We start from the raw sequence: 23,480 nt of genomic DNA, 5'->3' as shown, positions 1-23,480 counted from the left end.
CCTGCGAGCACACTCGCGGGGCCCAGTGCGTGGTCAGACCCGGCTGAAGAGCCGGAGACAAGACGGAGCTTCCATGAGCACTACCACCCCCGCCGTCGTCCTGTCGGGCATCACCAAGCGCTTCCCGGGGGTCGTCGCCAACAGCGACGTCCACCTCAGCGTCCGGGCCGGCGAGGTGCACGCCCTGTGCGGCGAGAACGGTGCGGGCAAGTCCACCCTGATGAAGATCCTCTACGGGATGCAGCAGCCCGACGAGGGCACCATCGAGGTGGGCGGCCGGCCGGTCCGCTTCCGCACCCCCGCCGACGCCATCAAGGCGGGCATCGGCATGGTCCACCAGCACTTCATGCTGGCCGACAACCTGACCGTGCAGGAGAACGTCGTGCTGGGCGCGGAGTCCCTGCACGGGATCGGCGGCCGGGCGCGCAAGCGCATCCTGGAGCTGGCCGCCGCCACCGGGCTGGGCGTCGACCCCGACGTGCTGGTCGAGCGGCTCGGCGTCGCCGACCGGCAGCGGGTGGAGATCCTGAAGGTCCTCTACCGCGGCGCCCGGGTGATCATCCTGGACGAGCCGACCGCGGTGCTCGTGCCGCAGGAGGTGGACGAGCTGTTCACCACCCTGCGCGCCATGCAGGAGCAGGGCTTCACCTTCCTGTTCATCTCCCACAAGCTCGACGAGGTGCGCGCCATCGCCGACTCGGTCACGGTGATCCGCCGCGGCACGACCGTGGGCACGGCCGACCCGAGGACCGTCAGCTCCCGGCAGCTCGCCGAGATGATGGTCGGCAGCGAGCTGCCCAGCCCCGAGACCCGCGAGTCGACCGTGACCGACCGGGTGGTGCTGCGGGTGGAGGACCTGGGCCTGGTGGCCGAGGAGGGCACCCGGCCGGTGCTCGACCACATCGACCTGGTGGTGCGCGCGGGCGAGGTCGTCGGCATCGCCGGCGTCGAGGGCAACGGGCAGACCGAGCTGGTCGAGACGATCATGGGCATGCGCCGCGCCCACCACGGGCGGGTGCTGCTCGGCGACCGCGACCTGACCCGCGCGGGCACGCTGGCCCGGCGCGAGGCGGGCATCGGGTACGTGCCGGAGGACCGGCACCGGCAGGGCCTGCTGCTCACCCAGCCGCTGTGGGCCAACCGCGTGCTGGGGTACCAGACGCGCCGGCCCGTGTCGAAGGGGCAGTGGCTGGACCTGGCGGGCGCCAAGGCGGACACCGAGCGCATCGTGCGCGAGTTCGACGTCCGCACGCCCGGCATCGACGTGGCCGCGGCCGCGCTGTCCGGCGGCAACCAGCAGAAGCTGGTGGTGGGGCGCGAGCTGTCGGGTGAGCCGGTGCTGCTCATCGCCTCGCACCCCACGCGCGGGGTGGACGTGGGCGCGCAGGCGCTGATCTGGGACGAGATCAAGAAGGCCCGGGCGCGCGGGTTGGCGGTGCTGCTGATCTCGGCGGACCTGGACGAGCTGATCGGGTTGTCCGACACGATCAAGGTGATGCTGCGCGGGCGGCTGGTGGCCGACGCGGACCCGGCGACCGTGACGCCCGAGGACCTGGGCAGCGCGATGACCGGTGCCGGGGCGGGTGCCACGGCCGCGGACGCGGTTGGTGCCGCGGGTGCCGGTGGCGCTGGTGCTGGTGCCGGTGGCGCTGGTGCTGGTGGTGCTGCGGGAGTGGAAGGCGACTGATGGGAATCTTGCGCGGCAAACTGCTGCCGCCCGTGCTGGCGATCCTGTTCTCCGCCCTGTTGTGCGGCATCGCGCTGGTGGTGTCCGGCGCGAACCCGTTCCGGGCGTTCGGGGCGATGATGTCGCAGGTCGGCGAGGGCACCACCGCGGTGGACGTCGTCAACAGCACCGGCACCTACTACATCGCGGCGCTGGCGGTGGCGATCGGGTTCCAGATGAACCTGTTCAACATCGGCGTCGAGGGCCAGTACCGGGTCGCGGCGGTCGTCGCGGCCGTGGTCGGCGGGTCGATCGTGCTGCCGCCCGGCATCCACGCGCTGGTGATCATCCTGACCGCCGCGGTGGTGGGTGCCCTGTGGGCCGCCATCCCGGCGGTGCTGAAGGTGACCCGGGGCGTCAACGAGGTCATCTCGACGATCATGATGAACGGGCTGGCGCTGGGGCTCGCGGCCTACCTGATCGGCGACGACGTGTTCGGCGAGCTGCGCGGCAACAACATCCGCACCCCCGAGATCGCGGAGAGCGGGTGGGTGCCCGGCATCTCGTTCGGGTCGTCCGGCACGGTGTTCGGCCTGGTGTTCCTGGCCGCGGCGCTGGGCATCGGGTACTGGGTGATGATGAACCGGACCCGGTTCGGGTTCGAGCTGCGCGCCTCCGGCGAGTCGGCCACGGCCGCCGCGGCGGGCGGCGTGAACGCCAAGAAGATGGTGCTGATCGCGATGCTGCTGTCCGGCGCGGTCGCCGGGCTGGTGTCGATGCCCGAGATCCTGGGCCGCGACCACACCTACAACCTGAACTTCCCGGCGGGCATCGGGTTCTCCGGCATCGCGATCGCGCTGCTGGGCCGCAACCACCCGGGCGGCATCGCGTTCGGCGCGCTGCTGTGGGCGTTCCTGGACAAGTCGGCCCTCGCCCTGGACAACGTGGGCGTGGCGCGGGAGATCGTGACGATCATGCAGGGCGCGATCGTGCTGTCGGTCGTGGTCGCGTACGAGGTGGTGCGCCGGTTCGAGCTGGCCGCGCAGCAGCGGCAGGTCGGGCGGCAGCTCGGGACGGTGGGTGCGGCGTGAGTACTTCCCTGATGAACCCGTCGGAGGCGCCGACCACGGTGCCGCCGCCGCGGCGGGCCCGGCGGATCCCGGGCTGGGCCCTCGGCGCGCTGGGCGTCGCCGGTGCCGTGGTGCTGCTGTCGACGACGTCGTACCTGACCGGGGTGCCGCAGCTGACCTCGACCGGGACGATCCAGACGGCGGTGCGGCTGGCGCTGCCGATCCTGCTGGCCGCCCTGGGCGGGTTGTGGGCGGAGCGGGCCGGTGTGGTCAACATCGGGCTCGAAGGCATGATGATCATGGGCACCTGGGGCGCGGCCTGGGCCGGGTACCAGTGGGGGCCCTGGGCGGCGCTGGTGTCGGCGGCGGTGTTCGGCGCGCTGGGCGGGTTGCTCCACGCGGTCGCGACGGTGACGTTCGGGGTGAACCACATCGTGTCCGGTGTGGCCATCAACCTGCTCGGGGCGGGGGTGACGAAGTACCTGTCGACGCTGATCTTCTTCCCGCTGTCGCACAACCCGCGCGAGTCGCCGGCGGTGCCGAAGTTCGACACCTACTCGGCTGCCGGGTTGTCGGACTGGCTCGGTGAGCTGGAGGACCAGCAGCGGGTCGGGTTGTCGGACGTGGCCGGGATCCTGCGCGGGCTGGTGACCGGGGTGTCGCCGCTGGTGATGCTGGCGGTGTTGCTGGTCGTCGGCAGTTACTTCGTGCTGTGGCGGACCCGGTTCGGGTTGCGGTTGCGGTCCTGCGGCGAGAACCCGGTGGCGGCCGAGTCGCTGGGGGTGAACGTGTACCGGTACAAGTACGTCGCGGTGATCGCGTCCGGGGCGTTGGCCGGCATCGGTGGTGCGGCGCTGGTGCTGAACCCCGGTCAGCCCGGGTACCTGGAGGGGCAGACCAACGGGCGCGGGTTCATCGCCCTGGCGGCGTTGATCTTCGGCAACTGGCGGCCCGGTGGGTTGCTGGGCGGTGCCGCTCTGTTCGGGTACGCGGACGGGTTGCAGTTGCGGTCCGGTGGGACGACGTTCCTGGCGCTGATCTATGGCGCTGTGTTGTTGTTGGGCGTGATTGTTGTTTGGCAGTTGGTGCGGCGGCGGTGGTTCGCGGCGGCGGCCGGGTTGGTGGCTGCTGTGGCCCTGTACGCGGTGTACTACTCGGTGGACGAGGTGCCGTCCGAGCTGACCACTTATGCGCCGCACCTGGTGACGCTGATCGTGTTGGCGGTGGCTTCCCAGCGGTTGCGGATGCCGGCGGCCGACGGTGTGGTGTACCGCCGTGAGTGATGTGGTCGGTTCTCCCGAGGTGGACTGGGCGGTTTTGCGGGAGCGTGCCGTCGAGGCCGCCCAGTCTGCTTATTGTCCGTACTCCGGGTTGCAGGTGGGGGCGGCCGCGTTGTGCTCCGACGGGCGGATCGTGGTCGGGTGCAACGTCGAGAACGCCTCCTACGGGGTGGGGTTGTGCGCCGAGTGCGCGTTGGCCGGTCAGTTGTTCCTGACCGGGGGCGGGCGGTTGGTGGCGTTGGCCTGTCGCAGCGGCGGCGGGGAGTTGTTGATGCCGTGCGGGCGGTGTCGGCAGGTTGTTTACGAGTTGGGTGGCGCCGGGTGCTTGGTTGACACGCCTTCCGGGGTGTTGCCGATGAGCCGGGTGCTGCCCGATGCGTTCGGACCGGAGGATCTGCCGTGAGCTATGCCGCTGTTGACGTGATTCGGGCCAAGCGCGACGGTGCGGTGTTGTCCGATGCCCAGATCGACTGGGTGGTGGACGCGTACACGCGTGGGCTGGTCGCGGAAGAGCAGATGGCGGCGTTGGCCATGGCGATCTTCTTGAACGGGATGTCTGCGTCGGAGACGGCGCGGTGGACCCGGGCCATGGTGCGGTCTGGGGAGCGGTTGTCCCTCGACGTCGGGCGGCCCACGGTGGACAAGCACTCCACCGGTGGGGTGGGTGACAAGATCACCCTGCCGCTGGCGCCGTTGGTGGCTGCTTGCGGGGCGGCTGTGCCGCAGTTGTCCGGGCGGGGGCTCGGGCACACCGGGGGGACGCTGGACAAGCTGGAGTCCATTCCCGGGTGGCGGGCCCAGTTGTCGGTGGACGAGGTCGTGGCGCAGTTGCGGTCGGTGGGGGCGGTGATTTGCGCGGCCACTTCCGGGTTGGCGCCTGCCGATCGGAAGCTCTACGCGTTGCGCGATGTCACCGGGACCGTCGAGTCGGTTCCGCTGATCGCTTCTTCCATCATGTCGAAGAAGATCGCCGAGGGGGCTTCGGCGTTGGTCCTGGACGTCAAGGTCGGGTCCGGGGCTTTCATGAAATCGTTGGAGCGGGCGCGGGAATTGGCTTCCGCGTTGGTGTCCATCGGGGTTTCCCACGGGTTGGCCGTGCGGGCTTTGCTGACTGATATGTCGGTGCCGTTGGGGCGGGCTGTGGGGAATGCGGTGGAGGTCGAGGAGTCGGTCGAGGTCTTGCGCGGGGGTGGGCCGGCTGATGTGGTGGAGCTGACGGTGGCGTTGGCTCGGGAGATGCTGGCGGCGGTGGGGATTTCCGCTGATCCCGCGGCGGTGTTGGCCTCGGGGGAGGCTTACGAGGTTTGGGCCCGGATGATCCGGGCCCAGGGTGGGGACCCTTCTGCGCCTTTGGCCCGGGGGGCTCATCGGCATGTGGTGGTTGCCGAGGAGGACGGGTACCTGACCGCGTTGGATGCTTATGCGGTGGGGGTGGCGGCTTGGCGGTTGGGGGCCGGGCGGGCTCGGAAGGAGGATCCGGTGCAGGCTGGGGCTGGGGTGTTGTGCCTGGTCAAGCCTGGGGAGCCGGTTTCTGCCGGGCAGCCCTTGCTGGAGTTGTACACGGATACGCCGGATGCGGTGGCCGGGGCTCTGGACGCCCTGGCCGGCGGGTACGCGGTGGGTGAGGCCCCGGTGCCCGCCGGTCCTCTGGTGATCTCCACCGTCCAGGGTTGATCTTTTTCGTTCGGGGTTCACGGGCGGGCGCTCGCCGCTGGGCAGGCCGCCGGGGGGAAAAGCGGGCTCGTGCCCTCCCGCATGGCCTGCCGGAGGCAACCACCCTTGTCAAGGGCCCCGCGAAAAGCGTGCGGGACCCTTGACAAGCGCGGTAGGGCTGCGCCCAGGCCATACGGGAGACCACGAGCAACCCCCCAGTGAACAAACACGCCACTTCCTCGCGTGGTCGCGCTCCCACCGGCGTGTCATGCATTGAGGTCGCGCGAGTCATGCACTGAGGTCGGGCGAGTCATGCACTGAGGTCGGGTGAGTCATGCGTTGGGCGCCGGCGAGTCATGCGTTGAGATCGGGCGAGTCATGCACTTGGGGCGCGCGAGTCATGCGTTGAAGTCGGGTGTGTCATGCGTTCAAGCCGCGCGAGTCGAACCTTCAGGCCCGTCGTGTCGAACGTTCGGACCCGTCGTGTCGAACGTTCCGGGCCCCTGAGTTCTACGTTCAGCACCGGCGTGTCCTCCGCTCGGACACCGCGTGTCCTCCGGTCCGGCACCGCGTGTCCTCCGGTCGGGCAGGGGATGAACAGCGAAAAGGCCCGGCCGCCGGGGCGGTCGGGCCTTTTGTGGTGGGTCAGGCGCCTTCGGCGGTCAGGTCGTCGTCGTCCACGTTGCGGTTGTCCGACGGCTTCGAGCCGTTCTTGCGGGTGCGGCGCTGGGGGCGCGGGAGGGCCGTGGGGGGCGGGGGCGGGGTGGGGGAGCCTCCGCCGAGGATCAGCTCCGCGAAGGTGGCCATGGCCTCGTCCAGCTGGCCGCCGATGCGGAGTTCGGATTCCTGGTTGCTCTTGCGGACCAGGTTGGCGAGGTTCTCGGTGTCCGGGCGGGCGGAGAGGGTGGTCTCCACCTTGGCGATCCCCTGCTCGACGACGCCGGACAGTTCTGCCAGGCGGGTGGCGAAGTCGTCTTCGACGGCGTCGAGGCGCGTGGTCATGGTGTCCAGGCGCGAGGTGACCTGCTCCAGGCGCTGGGCCAGGGCTTCGAGGCGGTCCGTCGCGTCCACCTGGTCGCGGGTCTCGTCCAGGGCCGCGTGGAGGGACTCGCGGGTCTCGTCCAGCTTGCCGGTGACCGTGCTGCGGGTGTCCGCGAGGGCGCCGTGGAGGGTGTCGCGGGTTTCGGTCAGTGCCGCGTGCAGGCCGTCGCGGGTGGTGTTGAGGTTGTCCCTGGTTTCGTCGACCCGGGCGTGCAGGGCGTTGGTCGAGTCGGTGACCGAGCGCTGCAGCGCCTCGCGGGTGCCGTCCAGGTGCTCGTGCACGCCCTCGTCCACCTCGTCCAGGCGGCCGCGGAGGGCGGCTTCCAGGGCCTCGATGCGCTCGCGCAGCGGGGCGATGATGGCGTTGGGGACCTGGTCGACCTTGGTGTCCTGCTTGTCCAGGTGCAGTTCGAGGTCGTCGAGGCGCTTGTGGATGTGGGAGAGCTTGTCCTCCAGGCCGTCCATGCGGCCGGCCACGCCCTCGAACCTGCCGGCGACGCCGTCGAGCCTGCCGTCGAGCTGGGCGAACGGCTTGGCCAGCTTGTCGACCAGGCCGTCGACCGCGCGGCCGATGCCCTGCACGGCGTTGTCCTGCGCCTCCAGCTTGGCCAGCGCCTCGTCCAGCCGCTCGGCCAGCACGCTGACCTCGGTCCGGTCGGGCAGCTCGGACAGGCGCTTGCGAACGGAACCCAGCGACTCGAGCGGGGACATCCGCGCGTGGATCTCGTCCAGTGCGTCGAAGATCTGCTGCTGTTCGCTCTCACGGATCTCCGCGGCGCGCGTGAGCATGTTGCGCATCCGATCGAAGGACATCGTGGAGTTGTTGTTCTCGTTCACGGCTCGGTGCCTTCGTCCAGGGGAGGGGAGACCTCCGGGAGCCTAACCGCGTTGGGGTGGGGGGTTGTAGCAGCCCCCGGGCGGGACCGCCCGTTGCGGCCTAGCATGTACTCCGTTCGAGTTACGGCGGCCGATCCTACCTGGGGGTAACTCAAAGGTCGTTCGTGACAGCGAGGAGTGAGCATCCGCCGTGTGAGTGACTAAAGTTCCCGCTGTGGTTGCGGAAAGTTCTGCATCACGGATGAACAACGACGTGTGAGCAACCTGAACGAGTGGTTCTGGACACACTCGGTCAAATGCCGGTGATCATACCGCGTCATGATCGTTCCGGTCCGGACCGCCGTGGCGTGTCGGCGGTATACGGTGACGGCCATGCCGACCCCGCTTACCCACGAGGCCCTGCGCGGTGCCCCCAAGGTGCTGCTGCACGACCACCTCGACGGTGGCCTCCGCCCCCAGACGGTGATCGAACTCGCCGACGCCTGCGGCCACCAGGGCCTGCCCACCACCGACCCCGTCGCGCTGGGCAACTGGTTCCGCGACAACGCCAACTCCGGCTCGCTGGTCCGCTACCTGGAGGGCTTCGCGCACACGTGCGGCGTCATGCAGGACGAGGAGGCACTGGTGCGGGTGGCCTCCGAGGCCGTCCAGGACCTGGCCGCCGACGGCGTGGTCTACGCCGAGATCCGCTACGCGCCCGAGCTGTTCACCGAGCGCGGGCTGAGCCTGGAGCAGGCCGTGGAGGCCGTGCAGGAGGGCTTCCGGCAGGGGCGCGAGGCGTCGGGCGGGAAGATCCGCGTCGGCACGCTGCTGTGCGCCATGCGCCAGAACGACGGCTGGCAGCGCATCGCCGACCTGGTCGTGCGCTACCGGGACGCGGGCGTGGTCGGCTTCGACATCGCGGGCCCCGAGGCGGGCTTCCCGCCGAGCCGGGAGCTGTCCGCGTTCGAGTACCTGCGGCGGGAGAACGCCCACTTCACCATCCACGCGGCCGAGGCCGCGGGCGCCGAGTCGGCGTGGGAGGCCGTGCAGCTGGCGGGCGCCGAGCGCCTGGGCCACGGCGTGCGGCTGGCCGAGGACATCAAGGGCGACGAGGTGGGCCGGCTCGCGGCCTACGTGCGGGACCGCCGGATCGCGCTGGAGATGTGCCCCACCTCGAACGTGCAGACCGGCGCGGTCGCCTCGCTGGCCGAGCACCCCATCAAGCGGATGCACGAGCTGGGCTTCCGGGTCACCGTCAACACCGACAACCGGCTGATGAGCGACGTGACGCTGACCGGCGAGTTCGCCACCGTCGTCGAGCAGTTCGGCTTCGGCGCGGACGACCTGCGCAAGTTCACGGTCAACGCCGCCAAGGCCGCGTTCCTGCCGCACGAGGAGCGCCGCGCCCTGATCCGGGACGTCATCGAGCCCGGCTACGCCGCGCTGTGACGCGGGAGGGGGCGGTCCGGCGGACCGCCCCCCGTCCGGCTCAGTGGACCCTGAGCCGGTCCTCGAACTGCGCCACCAGCGTGCGCCACGCGGTGACCTCGTCGTCGAACGGCGCGCTCGGCGCGAGCCGCGTGGGGTCCGGCTTGAGCACGTAGTTCACCAGCCAGCCCAGCCGCTCCGAGCCGTTGAGCCGCACCTTCACCTGGTCGTCACCGGCCCACTCGCCGGCGTCCTCCAGCAGCTCCACCGCGAGGTCGAGCTGCGTCGGGTCCACCGCGTCCGGCCCCTCGGCGATGTCCTCGTCCAGGCCGGTGAACACGTAGACGTTGTCCGGGTCGACCTCGACCTCCAGGTCGCCGCCGGTCGCCTTGGTGACCAGCTCGCCCCAGGTGGAGACCTCGGCGAGGTCGTTGTCGTCGGCCTCGACGATGAACCGCGCCAGCGCGCGCGGGGACCCGAACACGTCGATGCGGCCCTTGCGGCCCAGGAACACCGGCTGGTCGTCCAGGTAGCAGCGGAGCGTGTAGTACTCGCCCGCCCCGGTGATGACCTTGATCGGGTCGATGCCGACCTCGCCCCAGAACCCGACGGGCTCCTCGCCGTCCTCGTCCTCGTCGTCGCCCTCGGCGCCCACGGCGGCGGCGTTGGCCGCCTCGAACTCGGCCAGCTCCTCCTGGGCGACCTCCAGCGCCTTCCCGTCGACCTCCGGCGTGGTGACGACGCCGTCGATCGCGTCGAGCACGTCGTCCCACCGCTCGGCCACGACCCGCGCCAGCTCGGTCCACAGCGCCTGGCCCTCGCGACCGGTGAACGGCAGCGTGCCCTGCGGCAGCAGCGCGAAGCCGTCCGCCGAGTCCAGGACCTCGTGCACCTTCTCCAGGTCGCACACGTCGGCCAGCGACCGCACGATCGACACCACGTCGGCCAGCTCGCCGATGACCCACGTGTCGGGCTCCTCGGCGACCAGCTCCGGCACGCCGACCAGGTCGAACTGGTGGTTGTCGTCCGGCGACAGCTCGCCGACGCCCAGGCCCGGCACCACGTGCCACGCCGGGTGGTCGACCAGGTCGTGCTCCTCGGCCTTGCGCACGAACGCCGCGAGGTGCGCGGCGTCGGGGAAGGCGTACAGGTCCTCCTCGTGGCCGAGGAATGCCTCCCACTCCTCGCCCTCTTCCCGCCAGCGCGGTGCCCACAGGGTGACGACATCACCCTGGGTGAGCCCCAGCTCGATCGGGACGATGTCCTGTGCCATCCGACCTCCCGGTCCCGCCATGCCCCTTTGCGATGCGGGGGCAAGAGTACGGGGTCGATCAGTTCCTACTGCCGTTGACCACGGAACGGGTCGGCGAAGTAGTCGTCGTCATCGTCGAACGCGTCGGGGCGGGGACGCGGTGCGGTGCGCCTCGCCTGCTGTCGCCAGGTGCGCGGAGGGGGTGGCGGCGAGGGCGGTGAGGTGCGCGGAGGGGGTGCCGGGGTGCCGTGCGGGGTGGTCGTGGCGGTGCGGAACGGCGGTGGGCCGGCGAACGCCTCGACGGCCGTGGCCAGGCCGTCGCCCAGGGCCTTGGCCAGCTCGTTGTAGCTCTTCTGCGCCGCCGCGTCGGTGGCCAGCCGGGCGGTCTCCACGACCAGGCGGCCGACCGCGCCCGGGCCCTGCGCCAGGGCCGCCGGGTGCAGGTCGAGCGAGACCAGCTCGCCGGTCGCGGTCGCGGTGGCGCGGGCCAGGCCGGTGGGGTGCTCGGCGGTGCCGGTGGTGCGGGCCAGCACGTCGGTCAGCGCCTCGGCGGCGGCGAGCCGCTGCTCCTGGGTCACCGCGGCCCCCTCGGGTACGTGCCACCGAAGTCGTCGTCCGGGCCGCGTTCGAAGCCCAGCTCGGTCAGCGCCCGCATGGTCGCCGGGTCGGCCACGCGCTCCAGCACGCGGTGCGCCCGGTCGGCGGCGTCGCGCGACGCCGCCGCGGCGACCCGCAGGATCTCGTCGGCCAGCGCCCGGGGGCCCAGGGCGAGCGCCGCCGGGGTCACCCGGACCTCCTGGGGCGGGCCGCCGGGTGCCGCCACGACGGTGACCGCGCCGTCCGGTGACGACGCCCGGCCGCGCACCGGTCCGGTGCGCGCCAGGTGCTCGCCGATCCGCTGCCGGGTGTCGGCGACCCGCCGGGCCGCCCGCTCCGCCTCGTCCACGTCCTCAGCCCGTCGGTCGGTAGAAGCCCATGAAGGCCATGCCGATGTTGTCCGTGCGGACGGGGTTGACCTGCACCGGGTCGCCCGCCTCCACCATCTGCCCGTTGCCGATCACCATGGCCACGTGCCCGTCCCACACCACCAGGTCGCCGGGCAGGAGCTGGCCGGGCGGCACGGAGGCGCCCATCGCCTGCGAGGACGCGGGGCGCGGGATGTCGAAGCCCGCGTTCCGGTACGCCCACTGGGTCAGGCCGCTGCAGTCGGTGCCCTGCGGCGGGTTCGCGCCGCCCCAGACGTACGGGGTGCCGAGCGCGGACAGGGCGTTGCGCACGGCCCGCGCGGCGATCTCGTTGGGTGCCTCGGCGCTGCTGCCGTCGGGCAGGTTCACGCCCACGCCGGTGCCCGGCTGCGGTGGGATGGCCACCGGGAGGCGCGGGCCGACCGGGCCGCCGCCACCTCCGCCGCCGGAACCGCCGCCGCCACCACCGGAACCGCCACCGCCGCCGGAACCGCCGCCGGTGCCGCCACCGGAGCCGTTGGTGCCGCCGTCGGCGGAGGAGGCGGACGTCGTGCCGGTCGCCTCGGCGCCGATGGGGTCGCCCAGGCCGGCGAACGAGGGCTGTTCGAGGCCCTGGAGCTTCGTGACGGCGGCGGTCAGCTCGGTGCGGACCCGCTCCAGCTCCCGCCCGGTCCTGCCCTCGTACTCGCGGGCCTTGGCGGTCACCTCCGCCGCCACCGCGAGCACCGCGCCCAGGCCGCCGAACAGCGACACCGCGGCCGCCGCCGCCAGCCGGGGCTGCGCCCAGCCGGTGAACTCGTCGATCAGGCCCTGGACGGCGGTCTTGCCGGAGTCGACCGCGTTCACCGCCTCGGTGGCGGCCTGCCGGGTGGTCGTCGCGTTGCGCGCCAGGGTGCCCACGCCGGTGGAGAACGCGCTCACCCGCTGCTGGAACGCGGTGGCCCGGTCGCCGTACCAGTCGGCGAGGGCGGCGTTCGCCGCGCCGGTGTGCCTGCCGTCCAGCTCGGTCAGCGCCGTCGAGGCGCGGCCGAACGCGTCCGCGGCGCGGGTGGCGCCGCCGGTGTCGCCCTCCAGCTTGGCCAGGTGGTCCTTCATGGGCCGGACCAAGGCCGCCAGGAAACCGCCGACGTCCACGTCAGACCCGGTAGGCCCGGCCGAGGTCGGCGCCGTGCCGCGCCTCCTGCTCCGCGTACGCCGCGCCGGCGCCGCGCGCCGCCTCGGCGAGGCCCGACAGCGCGGCCGCGGCGGCGGCCACACCGTCCACTTGGGCCTGTGCCGCGCGCTGGAACGCCGCGCCCAGGCCGACCTCGTCGCCGAGCGGGCCGAAGCCGCCCGCGCCCACCGAGGTCGTGCCCGCCAACGTCGACGTGCCGACCGCGCCCAGCTCGTCCGCCAGCCCCGCGGCCGTGCCGCCGTACGCCGACAGCGCGGCGGTGTCGACGCCGAAACCCCGTTCCACGCCCCGTCCCCCTCGTGTTGCGGTCCCCGTGCGAGGAGCGATCCTGCCCCATCCGGGGGCTGGACGTGCGGCGTTCCGGCAGATCGTGCCCGATGGGCGGTACCCCGGGCGCCCGGCTTGAGGTGATCATGTCGGGGTGGGTGTTCTGCGCCACTGGGCCAGGATCGCGGCGTGGCTGGAGGACCACGCCCCCGCGACCGCGCGGGCGTTCGTGCCCCCGGAGGGCGAGGCCGCGGTCGAGGCGCTGGTGGCCGGCACGGGGCTGGAGCCGCCCGCGGAGCTGCGCGCGTGGTGGTCGGTGTGCGGTGGCACGGCCGACCTGGCCTACGCCGAGGTGCTGCCGCCCTTCTACACGCCGCTGGGCCCGTCGGACGCGTTGCGCTCGTGGCGGTTGAAGCAGCGGTTCTGGCCCGCCGAGCGGGACACCGGGGCGGGTGAGCCGACGGTGGGCTTCCACCCGCGGTGGCTGCCGATCGCGTTCGACGGGTGCGGTGACGCGCTGGCGCTGGACCTGCGGCCGGGCGCGCGGTGCGGGTGCGTGGTGGAGTGGGACCGCGAGGCGGGCGGGATGGTGGCGCCCGAGTGGGCGGGCCTGGAGGAGATGCTGGACCGGATCGCCACGGCCCTGGAGCGCCGCGGCCGGCTGGGCCACTGCGAACCCCTGGTCGACTCGGCCGGCCGGCTGGGCTGGCGCACCGACTGACACACCGTCGGGTGACCCGGCGTGCCGACCACCGGTTCTTGCCGTTGGCTCCGGGGCAGGTCGTCGTCCTCCCCGGGAGTGGAACATGCGGATCAACCGGCTCGCGGCCGCGGTGGCGGCGCCGGCGGTCGTCCTCGGCGGCACGCCGGCGCTCGGCGCGGGCGTCGCGGTGAACCCGCTGCGGCCGGTCGCGCCGGACGACGTCGCGGCCGACCCGAGCCACGGGTTCCTGGTGCTGGTGGAGACCGGCGCGGAGCTGAACGAGAACGAGACCGAGGGCCCGGTGGCGGTCGGCGGCGACGTGCGGTTCCGCACCTGCAACGCGGGGCCGGACAACCCCGGCACCTACGTGCTGCCCGGTGACGACCGGCCGACCAGCCTGGTCGTGGGCGGGCGCCTGGACTTCGCGGGCAGCCCGGCGGGCGCGCGGCTCACCGTGCTCAACCAGTCGTACGCCAAGGTCGGGGACCTGTCCGGGGCGGACGTGCTGCCCTCCGGCGGGGGTCACGTTCGTGGTGCCGTCGGGCGGCGACCCGGGCGGCGGGCCCGCGCCGGCCGTGCAGACCTCGCAGCCGGCCGCGTCGGTGGGCGGGGCTTCCGGGTTCGACTTCGCGTCGCTGTTCGCCACCTACCGGGGGATCGCCGCGGAGGTGGCCCGGTGCCCGTCGACGGTGGTGCTGCGGGACCAGAACGGCCGCGGGCCGTGGAACGGGACCGACCCGAACGCCACGGGCTCCAGCCGGGCCTGAACGTGCTCACGCTGACCGGCGCGTAGCTGGAGGCCCTGGACAACCTCGGCACGTGCTGTGGAACTTCACCACCCCGGGGACGATCACGGTGTGGGGCACGGTGTACGCGCCCGGCGCCGCCCTGGCCGACCGGAGCGACGCCAACATCGGGGGCGCGGTGGTCCGCTCGCTGGTGCACGGCGGGACGGTGGGCGGCAGCGGCGGCGAGATCCACTACGCGCCGTTCGAGGACGCCGTGACGTGTGGCAGCACCACCACCACGACCACGGACGGGTTGACGGCTCCCACCACGACGTCGGTGGGGCAGGGGCCGGTGGAGCGCCCGGACGAGCTGGCCGGCACCGGTGCCCGGGTGGGCGGCCCCGTGCTGCTGGGCGGCGCGCTGGTGGTGGCCGGCGCGGCCCTGCCGGCGCTGGCCCGGCACCCCCGCCCGTTCCCCCGGCCGGGTGACGTTCCCGGGCGGCGCGGCCGTGCGTTCGGCCGGAACCGGGGTACCCGGTGGCCATGACCAGCTACCAGTACCGAGCGCCGGTCGACCTGGGCGCGGACGAGCTGTTCCGGTTCCTGGCGCGCCCCGAGAGCCTGCCGCAGCACCTGCCCGGCCTGGCCGGGTCGACCCCGCGGGTGGACGCCGGGCGCCGCGCGGTGTCCTGGGACGAGAACGGCTACCGGGGTGAGCTGGTCGTCGTCGAGGAGGGGCCCGGGCGCAGCGAGGTCGCGATCGCGGTGAAGACCGAGCGGGAGGGCGACGTCCGGCGCGAGCTGGAGGAGGCCGTGGCGGCGCTGGTGCACCGGGCCGTCGGCGAGGCCGAGTCGAGCGCGACCGCGGACGAGAACCAGTGGTACTGATGTGACGCACATCACTCCCTGGTGAGAACCGTTCCCCGCGAGCGGTCGTCTTGCCGGGTGTGGACGAGGAGCAGCTGGTCCGCGCGGTCGCCCGCGGTGACCGCGCGGCCTTCGAGGAGCTCTACCGGCGCACGTCGCCGTGGCTCGCCGTGCGCCTGCGCCGCCGCTGCACCGACGACCAGGTCGTCGCCGAGGTGATGCAGGAGACCTACCTGGCGGTGTGGCGGGGTGCCGGGTCGTTCGCGGGTGCCGCGGCCGGCGGTTCGGCGGTCGGCTGGCTGTGGACGATCGCGGCGCGCCGGCTGGTCGACGCCTTCCGCCGCCGGGCCCGCCACGACCGGCCGCTGCCCGCGCCCGCCCCCGCGCCCGCCGCCGAGGACGAGGTGCTGGCCGGCGCGCTGGGCGACCAGGTCGGCGGCGCGCTGCGCGACCTCGCGCCCGAGCTGCGGCAGGTGCTCCAGGCGATGGTCCTGGACGGGCTGACCGTGCGCGAGACCGCCGTGCTGCTCGGGGTGCCCGAGGGCACCGTCAAGACCCGCGCCCGGCGGGCCCGGATCGCCATGCGGGAGGCACTGTCGTGAACGAGCACGCGTCCGCCGAGCTGATCGCCCGCTACGCGGCGGGCGCCGAGCTGCCCGCCGACCGGCTGTGGGCGGTCGAGGCGCACCTGGAGACCTGCGAGCTGTGCCGGCTGCGGCTGGCCGACGCCGCGCCGCCGGAGGTCACCGGGCTGACCGCGGCGGTGTGGGCGGGGCTGGAGCCCGCCGGGCAGCCCGCGCCGGTGCGCCGCCGGCCGGGCTGGTGGGTGACGCCCGCGGTGGCCCCGTGGCTGGTGATGACCGGGCTCGTGGTCCTCGCCACCCTGTTCCTGGACTTCGTGGCGCCCCGGGACGAGATGCCGCCGGTGCTGCTGCTGCTCGCGCCGGTCGTGCCCGTGCTGGGCGTGGCGGGTGCGTGGACGCGGGCGCTCGACCCGGCCCACGAGCTGGTCGCGTCCACCGCGCGGGCCGGGCTGGAACTGGTGCTGCGCCGGACCCTGGCCGTGCTGGTGGTGGTGCTGCCCGCGCTGCTGCTGGGCGGCCGGCTGGTCGGCGCGTCACCCGCCGACTGGCTGCTGCCGAGCCTGGCCGTCACCTCGGTGGCGCTCGCGCTGGGCAGCGTGGTCGGCGTGCGCCGGGCCGCCGTCGCCACGGCCGTCGCGTGGGTGGCGTTCGTGGTGGGCCCGGCGCTGGTGCTCGGCGTGGTGCCGGTCGTGCTCGTGCCCGGCGCGGCGGCGGGGTGGGCGGTGGCGCTGGTCGGGGGCGCCACCGCCGTGTTCTTCAGGTCCGCGTCCTACGCGCGGCCGTGACGGGGGAGGGGACGGATGGTGCGCGCGGTGGGCGCGGCGGAGGTCGCGCCGACGGAGTACGCCTGGCAGGTGCGGGCGGAGGGCCTGCGCGTGCGCGCGGGCAGGCGGATCGCGGTCGACGGGCTCGACCTGCGACTGGGCCGCGGCGTGCACGGGCTGCTCGGGCCCAACGGCGCGGGCAAGACCACGCTGATCCGGTCGCTGGCCACGGTGCTGCGGCCCGCGTCGGGCGTGCTGGAGCTGTTCGGGCGGTCGGTGTCCGGGCGGGTCGACCTGCGGTCGCCGCGCCGCGGCCTCGGCTACCTGCCGCAGGACTTCGGCTACTACAAGCGGTTCACCGTCCGCGAGTTCGTCGAGTACGTGGCGTGGCTCAAGGAGATGCCCGCCCGGGACGTCCCCGGCGCGGTGCAGCGGGCCGTCGAGCGGGTCGGCCTGGCCGAGCGGGCCGACGACCGGCTCAAGACGCTCTCCGGCGGCATGGTCCGGCGGGCCGGCATCGCGCAGGCCATCGTCAACGACCCGGAGCTGCTGCTGCTCGACGAGCCCACGGCCGGGCTGGACCCCGGGCAGCGGGTGAGGTTCCGGGAGCTGCTGCAGGAGCTGGGCGAGGACTCGTGCGTGGTGGTGTCGACCCACCTGGTCGAGGACGTGGCCGCGGCCTGCGCGGACGTGGTGCTCATGGCCGCGGGCAGGCTGGTGTTCCAGGGCACGCCCGCCGAGCTGGCCGCCGCGGGTGGGCCGGACGACGTGGGCGACAGCCCCATCGAGCGCGGCTACTCGGCGCTGCTCGGCGGTGCCTGGTGAGGATCGTCGGGATCGAGCTGCGGCGGACCTCGGCGCTGCTGCTGGGCGGCCTGGTGCTGCTGGTCGTGGTCTGGCTGCTGTACTGGGGACCGCCGGCGAAGGGCGGCACGGCGTGGGTGCGCCAGTGGTCGTCGATGGCCGGCTGGATCCGGTACATGCTGGTCTTCGCCTGGCCGCTGGCCGTCGGCGGCGGTGCGCTGCTGGGGCTGCGGGACCGGCGCTCGGGGGTGGAGGAGCTGTTCGGCTCCACGCCCCGGCCGCGCTCGCACCGGCTGCTGCGGACGCTGGCGGCGGTGGCCGTGGCGCTCGGGGGCGCGTACCTGGTGGTGGTGGCCGTCGGGGCGGTGCAGCTCCCGGCCGCCACCACGTACTTCCACTGGGGCTGGCTGCCGGTGGTGCTGGTCGGGGTGCTCGCGCTGGTCGCGGGTGCCTGGCTGGGGGTCGGCCTCGGGCGGGTGGTCCCGTTCCCGCTGACGCCGCCGGTCGCGGCGGTGGCCGCGCTGGCGCTGATGGTCCCGGTGGTGGGGCCCGGGGCGGAGGAGCGGGTGCCGTGGACGCTGCTCGGGCCCACCGTGCCGTCGCCCCGGGACCTGTACGTCCGGGTGGCCGGGTCGGTGAACCTCGGGCAGGCGGTGTGGTTCGCCGGGGTGGCGCTGGCCGGGGTGCTGCTGTGCGTGGCGCGCCGGTGGTGGTCGGCCGCGCTGCCGGTGCTGGTGGCCGGTGCGGTGGCGGTGGCGGTGCTGCCGGCCGGGGCGGACGGGGCTCTGTCACCCGATCCGGTGGCGGCCGAGGTGGTGTGCGCGGACGGGTTGTGCCTGACGCGGGTGCACGAGGGCGAGCGGGCCGCGTTGGCCGGGCCGGCGCGCGAGGCGTTGCGGTTGCTGGGGAAGCTGCCGTCGCCGCCCGTCGAGGTGCGCGAGGTCGCCGGGCGCGCGCCGACCGGGGCGGAGACGCGTGGTGCGGAGGCCGCGGACGTGCTGTGGGTGCACCTGGACGAGGTCTTCTACTTCGGCTTCTCGCCGTTGGCGCCCGATCTGGTGGTGGGGGCGCTGGTCGCGGGGGCCGGGACGCGGCGGTGCGGCGGGTTGCCCGAGGAGGCCGGACTGCGGGAGGACACGGCGCGGTGGGTCATGACCGCGTGGGTGACCGGTGGGTTCCGCAAGCCGTCGGAGGTGTCGCAGTGGGTGCCGGAGGGGGCCGACGAGCGGGCGGTGGCGGCTTGGGGGGCGTTGCGGGCGGTGCCGGTGGCGGAGCAGGCGGTGCGGGTGCAGGCGGCTCGGGAGGCGCAGGCGGCCTGTTCCGGCGATCCGCTGGCGGTGCTGGTGGGGGAGGCGGCGTGACCCGCTGGCTCGTCCTCCACGCCCGCGCCCGCCGGGTGCCCGCCGCGACCGCCACCGCCGTCGTCGCCACCGGCCTGGTCGGCCTCCTCGCCCAACCCGGCGGCGACCCGCGCCTGACCTCGTTCGCCGCCGCCGTCGGGGTGGCGGCCGTCGCGGTCGGGTTCGGCGGGCACGACCCGGAGCTGGAGCGCACCGCCGCGTTCGGCTGGCCGCCCCGCCGGGCCGCCCACCTGCTGCTCGGCGCGGCCCTGGTCGCGGGGCTGCTGCTGGCCGTGGGGCTGGTCGCCGACCCGGTGGCGCCGGGGGCGTTCGTGCTGCGCGACGTGGTCGGGCTCGCCGGGCTGGCCGCGCTCGGCGCGTGCCTGTTCGGCTCGCGCGCGGCCTGGGCGCCGCCGGTGGCCTGGACCGGTGTCACGTTCGTGGTGCCCGCCGGCGAGGACTGGGCGGACCACCTGCTCGGCTGGCCCGTGCAGCCCGCCGGCACGACCGCGGCCACCGCGGCCGCGGTCGTGCTGGGCTGCGCGGGGCTGCTGGCCTACAGCGCGTTCGGCTGCCGCCGTTAGACGCCCATCGGGTGCCAGACCGTCTTCGTCTCCACGAACGCCCGCAGCCGGGCCAGGTCCGGCTCGCGGGTGAAGTCCTCGCCGGCGCGCACGCGCAGCACCCGCTTCACCGTGCCCGCGGCGGCCCGCTCCAGGTCCGCCCGGGTCGACTCGGGCGCGCCCGTCGGGTCCAGCGCGTTGACGTCGGCGTGCGAGGCGAGCCACGGCGCGATCTCCGCGGTCCGCCCGGTCAGCACGTTCACCACGCCGCCGGGCAGGTCGGAGGTGGCCAGCACCTCCGACAGGGTGACCGCGGGCAGCGGCCGGTCCTGCGAGGACACCACCACCGCGGTGTTGCCGGTGGCGATCACCGGCGCCACCACGCTGACCAGCCCGAGCAGCGACGACTGCTGGGGCGCCAGCACCGCCACCACGCCGGTCGGCTCCGGCACGGAGAACGAGAAGTACGGCCCGGCCACCGGGTTCGCCCCGCCCAGCACGGGCGCGACCTTGTCGGTCCACCCCGCGTACCAGACCCACCGGTCGATCGCCGCGTCCACCAGGGACTGCGCCTTCTTCACCGCCACGCCCTCGGCGGCGGCCACCTCGGCGGTGAACTGCTCCCGGCGGCCCTCCAGCACCTCGGCCACCCGGTAGAGCACCTGCCCGCGGTTGTACGCGGTGGCGCCCGACCAGCCGGGGAACGCCTTGCGCGCCGCGGCCACCGCGTCCCGGGCGTCCTTGCGCGAGCCCTGCGCGGCGTTGGCCAGGAACGCGCCCTTGGCGTCGGTCACCGGGTAGGAGCGGCCCGACTCCGACCGCGGGAACGCGCCGCCGATGTAGAGCTTGTACGTCTTCGCGACCGAGATCCGATCAGACATCGAGGTACGCCTCCAGCCCGGTGCGGCCGCCCTCGCGGCCGAAGCCCGACTCCTGGTAGCCGCCGAACGGGGCGGTCGGGTCGAAGCGGTTGAACGTGTTGGCCCACACCACGCCGGCGCGCATCTTCTGCGCCGCCCACAGGATCCGCGAGCCCTTCTCGGTCCAGATACCCGCGGACAGCCCGTACGGCGTGTTGTTCGCCTTGGCCACCGCCTCGTCGGGCGTGCGGAAGGTCAGCACCGACAGCACCGGCCCGAAGATCTCCTCGCGCGCGATCCGCATCGCCTGCGACACGTTGGAGAACACCGTCGGCGCGAAGAAGAAGCCCTTGTCCGGCAACGGGCACGACGAGGTCCAGCGCTCGGCGCCCTCGGCCTCGCCGGACGACGCCAGCTCCTGGATCTTCACGAGCTGCTCGCGCGAGTTGATCGCGCCCACGTCGGTGTTCTTGTCCAGCGGGTCGCCGACGCGCAGCGCGGACACGCGCACGCGCAGCTTCTCCAGCAGCTCGTCGGCCACCGACTCCTGCACCAGCAGGCGCGAGCCGGCGCAGCACACGTGGCCCTGGTTGAAGAAGATGCCGTTGACGATGCCCTCGACGGCCTGGTCCAGCGGCGCGTCGTCGAACACGATGTTGGCGGCCTTGCCGCCCAGCTCCAGGGTCAGCTTGCGGCCGGTGCCGGCGAGCTGCCGCTGGATGGTCTTGCCGACGTCCGTCGAACCGGTGAACGCGACCTTGTCCACGTCCGGGTGGGACACGACCGCGGCGCCGACGTCACCCGCGCCGGGCAGGACGTTGACCACGCCGGGCGGCAGGTCGGCCTGCTGGATGATCTCCGCGAGCACCAGCGCGGTCAGCGGCGTGGTCTCCGCGGGCTTGAGCACCACGGTGTTGCCGCAGGCCAGCGCGGGCGCGATCTTCCACGCCGCCATCAGCAGCGGGAAGTTCCACGGGATCACCTGGCCGGCCACGCCCAGCGGGCGCGGGTCCGGGCCCAGGCCGGCGTGGCCGAGCTTGTCCGCCCAGCCCGCGTGGTAGAAGAAGTGCGCGGCGGCCGTGGGCACGTCCACGTCCCGCGACTCCCTGATCGGCTTGCCGTTGTCCAGCGACTCCAGCACGGCCAGCTCGCGCGCGCGTTCCTGGACCAGCCGGGCGATGCGGAAGATGTACTTCGCCCGCTCGGCGCCGGGCATCCGGCCCCACACCCGGTCGTAGGCGCGGCGCGCGGCCTTCACGGCCCTGTCCACGTCGGCGGCGGTGGCCGTGGAGACCTCGGCCAGCACCTCCTCGGTGGCGGGGTTGACCGTCTTCAGCGGTTCGCCGCCGCCCTCGACGAACTGGCCGTCGACGAACATCCGGTAGGTCGGCTTGAGGTTCGCGATGTCCCGCGACTCGGGCGCGGGCGCGTATTCCCACATGGTCAGTCCACCGTCACGTAATCGGGGCCGCTGTAGTGGCCTTCCAACTGGGTGCGCCGCTGCATCAGCAGGTCGTTGAGCAGCGTCGAGGCGCCGAACCGGAACAGCTCGGCGGTCAGCCACTCCGGGCCGGCCACCTCGTGCACGGCCACCAGGTACTTGATCGCGTCCTTGGTGCTGCGGATGCCGCCCGCGGGCTTGACGCCCCGCAGCTGCCCGGTCTGGGTGCGCCAGTCGCGCACGGCCTGGAGCATCACGTGGGTGACCGGCAGCGTCGCCGCGGGCGAGACCTTGCCGGTGGAGGTCTTGATGAAGTCGCCGCCCGCGAGCAGCGCGAGCCACGAGGCGCGGCGCACGTTGTCGTAGGTGGCCAGCTCGCCGGTCTCCAGGATGACCTTCAGGTGCGCGTCGCCGCAGGCGTGCTTGACCTGCACGATCTCGTCGAACACCTGCCCGTAGCGGCCGGAGAGGAACGCGCCCCGGTCGATCACCATGTCGATCTCGGTCGCGCCCGCCTCCACGGCGAAGGCGGTGTCCTCCAGCTTGACCTTGAGGCTGGAGCGGCCCGACGGGAACGCGGTGGCCACGCTGGCCACGCCGATCCCGGTGCCCCGCAGCTCCCCGACGGCCGTGGCGACCATGTCCGGGTACACGCACACCGCGGCGACCTTCGGCACGTCCGGGTTGTCCGGGTCGGGCCGGCGGGCCTTCGCGGCCAGCGACCGCACCTTGCCGGGGGTGTCCGCGCCCTCCAGCGTGGTCAGGTCGACCATGCCGATCGCCGCGTCGATGGCCCACAGCTTCGCGGCCTTCTTGATGCTGCGCGTGCCCAACCCGGCCGCGCGCTGTTCCACGCCGACCTGGTCCACACCGGGCAGCCCGTGCAGGAACCGGCGCAGCGACGCGTCGTCGCGGACGGCGTCCGCGAGCGCCGGGGGCAGCGACGGCGATGTCGTTGGAGCAGCCATGCCGCCGAGTCTAGGCGGACTGGGACGGCCGTCCTAAGTGAGGACGTTTCGCCTGTTCAGGGGGTTGTTCAGTCCTCGATCTCGGGGTGCTTGACCTTTTTCTTCTTCGGCCGCTTCACCTCGACCCCGCCCATCATCGCGAACCCGGTGACCCGCACCACGGGCCCGCCCGGGACGGTCGGCTCGCCCTTGTGCGTGCTGTCCTCGAACGCGCCCATGAAGCCGATCCCGTCGACCCGCACGGTCACGTCCGGCGGCACGATCACCTCGATGCCGCCCATGAGCGCGTAGGCGTTGATCGTGGTCTCCTGCTGCGCGAACCGCGCCCTGGTCAGGTCGATCACCACCCCGCCCATGATCGCGACCGCGTTGTGCGTCACCGGCACCACCCAGTCGCCGCGCCGCTCGACGCCCGACCAGAACGCGAAGGAGTTCGCCGACCCCGGCGTGCCGCCGACGCGCGAGGCGGGCAGGTGCTGCTGGACCGGCGTGGGCAGGAGCGCGGGCGAGGGGATGCCGAGGTCGGCCGTCAGCGGCACGAGGTCGCCGTAGGTCTTGGCGGCGTAGGCGGAGGCCAGGCGCTCGTCCAGCTCGTGGAGGTCCAGCCTGCCCTCCCCGTGGGCCCGCTGGAGCACCTGGGCGACCTTCTCGCGGTCGGCGTCCGAGGCGCGCATCTGACGGGGGTCCGGGACCAACTCGTCGCTCACCCGGGTGAGTCTAGGAGTCGGGGGAACGGGTGACGACCGGTTCCGCCCAGCCGGTCGGCAACGGTTCGAGGTCTTCCGGTGCGTGGGCCCGCACCGGGGCCGGCTCGTGCGGGTTCCGCGGCTGTGCCACCAGCAGCCGCCCGTCCGGGCTGAACACCGGGTCGTTCCCGTGGACGTCCTGGAACACCGCCCCGGTCCGCACGTCCACCAGGCGGATCCGGTCGGAGCCGCCCAGCGCCACGGTCAGGCCGGCGGTTTGGTGGTGGTGGTGTCCCGCACGCTGACCAGGTCCGAGCCTTCGCAACCGGCGGCGGCCCGGGCCTTGAGCACCTGGACGCCGGCCGCGCGGAACGCCGGGTCCGGGCTGCGCAGCAGGACGACGTCGTCCGGGCCCGCTTCGGCGAACGGGTCGTTGACCTCCTCGCGGATCTCCTGCGCCGGGCGGTTGAGCAGGACGCGCGTGCCGAACGCGCCGACCGCCGGGTCGCCCGGCACCGCGGCGAGGGCGGTGGCGTCGTGCTGGTCGGTGGCCACCG

General features: G+C 73.6%; 27 protein-coding genes. 15 read left to right on the top strand and 12 right to left on the bottom strand.

Annotated features, from left to right (window positions below; genetic code table 11):
* The first annotated feature begins 73 nt into the window (after positions 1 to 73).
* Genes EKG83_RS43145 through EKG83_RS43125 form a run of 5 tightly spaced genes read left to right on the top strand, consistent with a single transcriptional unit; the run spans position 74 to position 5,690 of the window.
* Positions 74 to 1,687 (top strand): ABC transporter ATP-binding protein, encoded by a 1,614-nt coding sequence (locus tag EKG83_RS43145; RefSeq protein WP_084716922.1) that lies wholly within the window; start codon positions 74 to 76, stop codon positions 1,685 to 1,687.
* The gene (locus EKG83_RS43140; protein WP_033433963.1) at positions 1,687 to 2,757 is read left to right on the top strand and encodes an ABC transporter permease; all 1,071 of its coding nucleotides are present in this window, start codon (positions 1,687 to 1,689) and stop codon (positions 2,755 to 2,757) included. The genes EKG83_RS43145 and EKG83_RS43140 overlap by 1 nt, the downstream gene beginning before the upstream one ends.
* Positions 2,754 to 4,019, top strand: coding sequence for an ABC transporter permease (locus EKG83_RS43135; RefSeq protein ID WP_407690747.1), 1,266 nt, complete (start codon positions 2,754 to 2,756; stop codon positions 4,017 to 4,019). Before EKG83_RS43140 ends, EKG83_RS43135 begins: the two co-directional genes overlap by 4 nt.
* Positions 4,012 to 4,419 carry a cytidine deaminase gene (locus EKG83_RS43130; RefSeq protein ID WP_228122421.1) on the top strand — a complete coding sequence of 136 codons (408 nt, stop codon included), beginning with the start codon at positions 4,012 to 4,014 and terminating at the stop codon, positions 4,417 to 4,419. The genes EKG83_RS43135 and EKG83_RS43130 overlap by 8 nt, the downstream gene beginning before the upstream one ends.
* Entirely contained in the window at positions 4,416 to 5,690 is a 1,275-nt protein-coding gene (locus tag EKG83_RS43125; RefSeq protein ID WP_033433965.1) for a thymidine phosphorylase, read from the top strand. The genes EKG83_RS43130 and EKG83_RS43125 overlap by 4 nt, the downstream gene beginning before the upstream one ends.
* Positions 5,691 to 6,314: 624 nt before the next feature.
* On the opposite strand, the gene EKG83_RS43120 is transcribed toward EKG83_RS43125, so the two are convergent.
* Positions 6,315 to 7,523, bottom strand: a complete 1,209-nt coding sequence (locus EKG83_RS43120) for a coiled-coil domain-containing protein (protein WP_033429165.1) — start codon at positions 7,521 to 7,523, stop codon at positions 6,315 to 6,317.
* Between the two features lie 396 nt (positions 7,524 to 7,919).
* Between EKG83_RS43120 and EKG83_RS43115 the strand changes: the two genes are divergently transcribed.
* Entirely contained in the window at positions 7,920 to 8,978 is a 1,059-nt protein-coding gene (locus tag EKG83_RS43115; protein WP_033429029.1) for an adenosine deaminase, read from the top strand.
* Positions 8,979 to 9,018: 40 nt separating this feature from the next.
* Here the strand turns inward: EKG83_RS43115 and EKG83_RS43110 are convergent, their stop codons facing one another.
* From EKG83_RS43110 to EKG83_RS43090, 5 genes are all read right to left on the bottom strand, one after another.
* Complete coding sequence (locus tag EKG83_RS43110; RefSeq protein ID WP_033429030.1) at positions 9,019 to 10,230, bottom strand: hypothetical protein; 1,212 nt, start codon at positions 10,228 to 10,230, stop codon at positions 9,019 to 9,021.
* A gap of 65 nt (positions 10,231 to 10,295) precedes the next feature.
* Positions 10,296 to 10,787 carry a YbaB/EbfC family nucleoid-associated protein gene (locus tag EKG83_RS43105; protein ID WP_033429031.1) on the bottom strand — a complete coding sequence of 164 codons (492 nt, stop codon included), beginning with the start codon at positions 10,785 to 10,787 and terminating at the stop codon, positions 10,296 to 10,298.
* Complete coding sequence (locus EKG83_RS43100) at positions 10,784 to 11,155, bottom strand: hypothetical protein (RefSeq protein WP_033429032.1); 372 nt, start codon at positions 11,153 to 11,155, stop codon at positions 10,784 to 10,786. The genes EKG83_RS43105 and EKG83_RS43100 overlap by 4 nt, the downstream gene beginning before the upstream one ends.
* A 4-nt stretch (positions 11,156 to 11,159) precedes the next feature.
* Positions 11,160 to 12,308 (bottom strand): bifunctional WXG100 family type VII secretion target/C40 family peptidase, encoded by a 1,149-nt coding sequence (locus tag EKG83_RS43095; RefSeq protein ID WP_033429033.1) that lies wholly within the window; start codon positions 12,306 to 12,308, stop codon positions 11,160 to 11,162.
* Between the two features lies 1 nt (position 12,309).
* Complete coding sequence (locus EKG83_RS43090) at positions 12,310 to 12,633, bottom strand: type VII secretion target (RefSeq protein ID WP_033429034.1); 324 nt, start codon at positions 12,631 to 12,633, stop codon at positions 12,310 to 12,312.
* A gap of 136 nt (positions 12,634 to 12,769) precedes the next feature.
* Here EKG83_RS43090 and EKG83_RS43085 point away from each other — a divergent pair, with 136 nt between their 5' ends.
* The 9 genes from EKG83_RS43085 to EKG83_RS43045 all read left to right on the top strand — a co-directional run bounded on the left by EKG83_RS43085 (position 12,770) and on the right by EKG83_RS43045 (position 18,989).
* The gene (locus EKG83_RS43085; protein WP_051764898.1) at positions 12,770 to 13,336 is read left to right on the top strand and encodes an SMI1/KNR4 family protein; all 567 of its coding nucleotides are present in this window, start codon (positions 12,770 to 12,772) and stop codon (positions 13,334 to 13,336) included.
* A gap of 85 nt (positions 13,337 to 13,421) precedes the next feature.
* Entirely contained in the window at positions 13,422 to 14,111 is a 690-nt protein-coding gene (locus EKG83_RS43080; protein ID WP_033429035.1) for a collagen-binding domain-containing protein, read from the top strand.
* A gap of 26 nt (positions 14,112 to 14,137) precedes the next feature.
* The gene (locus tag EKG83_RS43075; RefSeq protein WP_033429036.1) at positions 14,138 to 14,593 is read left to right on the top strand and encodes a hypothetical protein; all 456 of its coding nucleotides are present in this window, start codon (positions 14,138 to 14,140) and stop codon (positions 14,591 to 14,593) included.
* Positions 14,590 to 14,934, top strand: a complete 345-nt coding sequence (locus tag EKG83_RS43070) for a hypothetical protein (protein WP_033429167.1) — start codon at positions 14,590 to 14,592, stop codon at positions 14,932 to 14,934. The genes EKG83_RS43075 and EKG83_RS43070 overlap by 4 nt, the downstream gene beginning before the upstream one ends.
* Before the next feature lie 50 nt (positions 14,935 to 14,984).
* Positions 14,985 to 15,515, top strand: coding sequence for an RNA polymerase sigma factor (locus EKG83_RS43065; protein ID WP_033429037.1), 531 nt, complete (start codon positions 14,985 to 14,987; stop codon positions 15,513 to 15,515).
* Positions 15,512 to 16,282, top strand: coding sequence for a zf-HC2 domain-containing protein (locus tag EKG83_RS43060; protein WP_051764902.1), 771 nt, complete (start codon positions 15,512 to 15,514; stop codon positions 16,280 to 16,282). The genes EKG83_RS43065 and EKG83_RS43060 overlap by 4 nt, the downstream gene beginning before the upstream one ends.
* An 18-nt stretch (positions 16,283 to 16,300) precedes the next feature.
* Positions 16,301 to 17,086, top strand: a complete 786-nt coding sequence (locus EKG83_RS43055; RefSeq protein ID WP_033429169.1) for an ABC transporter ATP-binding protein — start codon at positions 16,301 to 16,303, stop codon at positions 17,084 to 17,086.
* Entirely contained in the window at positions 17,083 to 18,426 is a 1,344-nt protein-coding gene (locus EKG83_RS43050) for a hypothetical protein (protein WP_051764904.1), read from the top strand. The genes EKG83_RS43055 and EKG83_RS43050 overlap by 4 nt, the downstream gene beginning before the upstream one ends.
* Complete coding sequence (locus EKG83_RS43045; RefSeq protein WP_033429038.1) at positions 18,423 to 18,989, top strand: hypothetical protein; 567 nt, start codon at positions 18,423 to 18,425, stop codon at positions 18,987 to 18,989. The genes EKG83_RS43050 and EKG83_RS43045 overlap by 4 nt, the downstream gene beginning before the upstream one ends.
* Here the strand turns inward: EKG83_RS43045 and EKG83_RS43040 are convergent.
* The 6 genes from EKG83_RS43040 to EKG83_RS43015 all read right to left on the bottom strand — a co-directional run bounded on the left by EKG83_RS43040 (position 18,986) and on the right by EKG83_RS43015 (position 23,478).
* Positions 18,986 to 19,849: an aldehyde dehydrogenase family protein gene (locus EKG83_RS43040; protein WP_033429039.1), complete on the bottom strand. Its 864-nt coding sequence runs from the start codon at positions 19,847 to 19,849 to the stop codon at positions 18,986 to 18,988. The genes EKG83_RS43045 and EKG83_RS43040 overlap by 4 nt on opposite strands.
* The gene (locus EKG83_RS43035) at positions 19,842 to 21,275 is read right to left on the bottom strand and encodes an aldehyde dehydrogenase family protein (protein ID WP_033429171.1); all 1,434 of its coding nucleotides are present in this window, start codon (positions 21,273 to 21,275) and stop codon (positions 19,842 to 19,844) included. Before EKG83_RS43035 ends, EKG83_RS43040 begins: the two co-directional genes overlap by 8 nt.
* Positions 21,272 to 22,237, bottom strand: coding sequence for a deoxyribose-phosphate aldolase (gene deoC, locus EKG83_RS43030; protein WP_033429040.1), 966 nt, complete (start codon positions 22,235 to 22,237; stop codon positions 21,272 to 21,274). The genes EKG83_RS43035 and deoC overlap by 4 nt, the downstream gene beginning before the upstream one ends.
* A 68-nt stretch (positions 22,238 to 22,305) precedes the next feature.
* Positions 22,306 to 22,944: a DUF1707 SHOCT-like domain-containing protein gene (locus EKG83_RS43025; protein WP_033429041.1), complete on the bottom strand. Its 639-nt coding sequence runs from the start codon at positions 22,942 to 22,944 to the stop codon at positions 22,306 to 22,308.
* A gap of 10 nt (positions 22,945 to 22,954) precedes the next feature.
* The gene (locus EKG83_RS43020; RefSeq protein ID WP_033429042.1) at positions 22,955 to 23,185 is read right to left on the bottom strand and encodes a hypothetical protein; all 231 of its coding nucleotides are present in this window, start codon (positions 23,183 to 23,185) and stop codon (positions 22,955 to 22,957) included.
* 2 nt (positions 23,186 to 23,187) lie between these two features.
* Positions 23,188 to 23,478 (bottom strand): hypothetical protein, encoded by a 291-nt coding sequence (locus EKG83_RS43015; RefSeq protein ID WP_033429043.1) that lies wholly within the window; start codon positions 23,476 to 23,478, stop codon positions 23,188 to 23,190.
* Positions 23,479 to 23,480 lie beyond the last annotated feature (2 nt).

The organism is Saccharothrix syringae (assembly GCF_009498035.1).
Lineage (GTDB): Bacteria > Actinomycetota > Actinomycetes > Mycobacteriales > Pseudonocardiaceae > Actinosynnema > Actinosynnema syringae.
Note: the sequence above shows the minus strand (reverse complement) of the source record. Positions and strands in the feature narration are given on the sequence as shown.

What these genes read in the sequence shown, in the direction of transcription:
- EKG83_RS43120 (WP_033429165.1), bottom strand. Translation starts at nt 7,523, where the DNA reads ATGTCCTTCGATCGGATGCGCAACATGCTCACGCGCGCCGCGGAGATC.
- deoC (WP_033429040.1), bottom strand. Translation starts at nt 22,237, where the DNA reads ATGGCTGCTCCAACGACATCGCCGTCGCTGCCCCCGGCGCTCGCGGAC.
- EKG83_RS43070 (WP_033429167.1), top strand. Translation starts at nt 14,590, where the DNA reads ATGACCAGCTACCAGTACCGAGCGCCGGTCGACCTGGGCGCGGACGAG.
- EKG83_RS43140 (WP_033433963.1), top strand. Translation starts at nt 1,687, where the DNA reads ATGGGAATCTTGCGCGGCAAACTGCTGCCGCCCGTGCTGGCGATCCTG.
- EKG83_RS43040 (WP_033429039.1), bottom strand. Translation starts at nt 19,849, where the DNA reads ATGTCTGATCGGATCTCGGTCGCGAAGACGTACAAGCTCTACATCGGC.
- EKG83_RS43080 (WP_033429035.1), top strand. Translation starts at nt 13,422, where the DNA reads ATGCGGATCAACCGGCTCGCGGCCGCGGTGGCGGCGCCGGCGGTCGTC.
- EKG83_RS43145 (WP_084716922.1), top strand. Translation starts at nt 74, where the DNA reads ATGAGCACTACCACCCCCGCCGTCGTCCTGTCGGGCATCACCAAGCGC.
- EKG83_RS43110 (WP_033429030.1), bottom strand. Translation starts at nt 10,230, where the DNA reads ATGGCACAGGACATCGTCCCGATCGAGCTGGGGCTCACCCAGGGTGAT.
- EKG83_RS43115 (WP_033429029.1), top strand. Translation starts at nt 7,920, where the DNA reads ATGCCGACCCCGCTTACCCACGAGGCCCTGCGCGGTGCCCCCAAGGTG.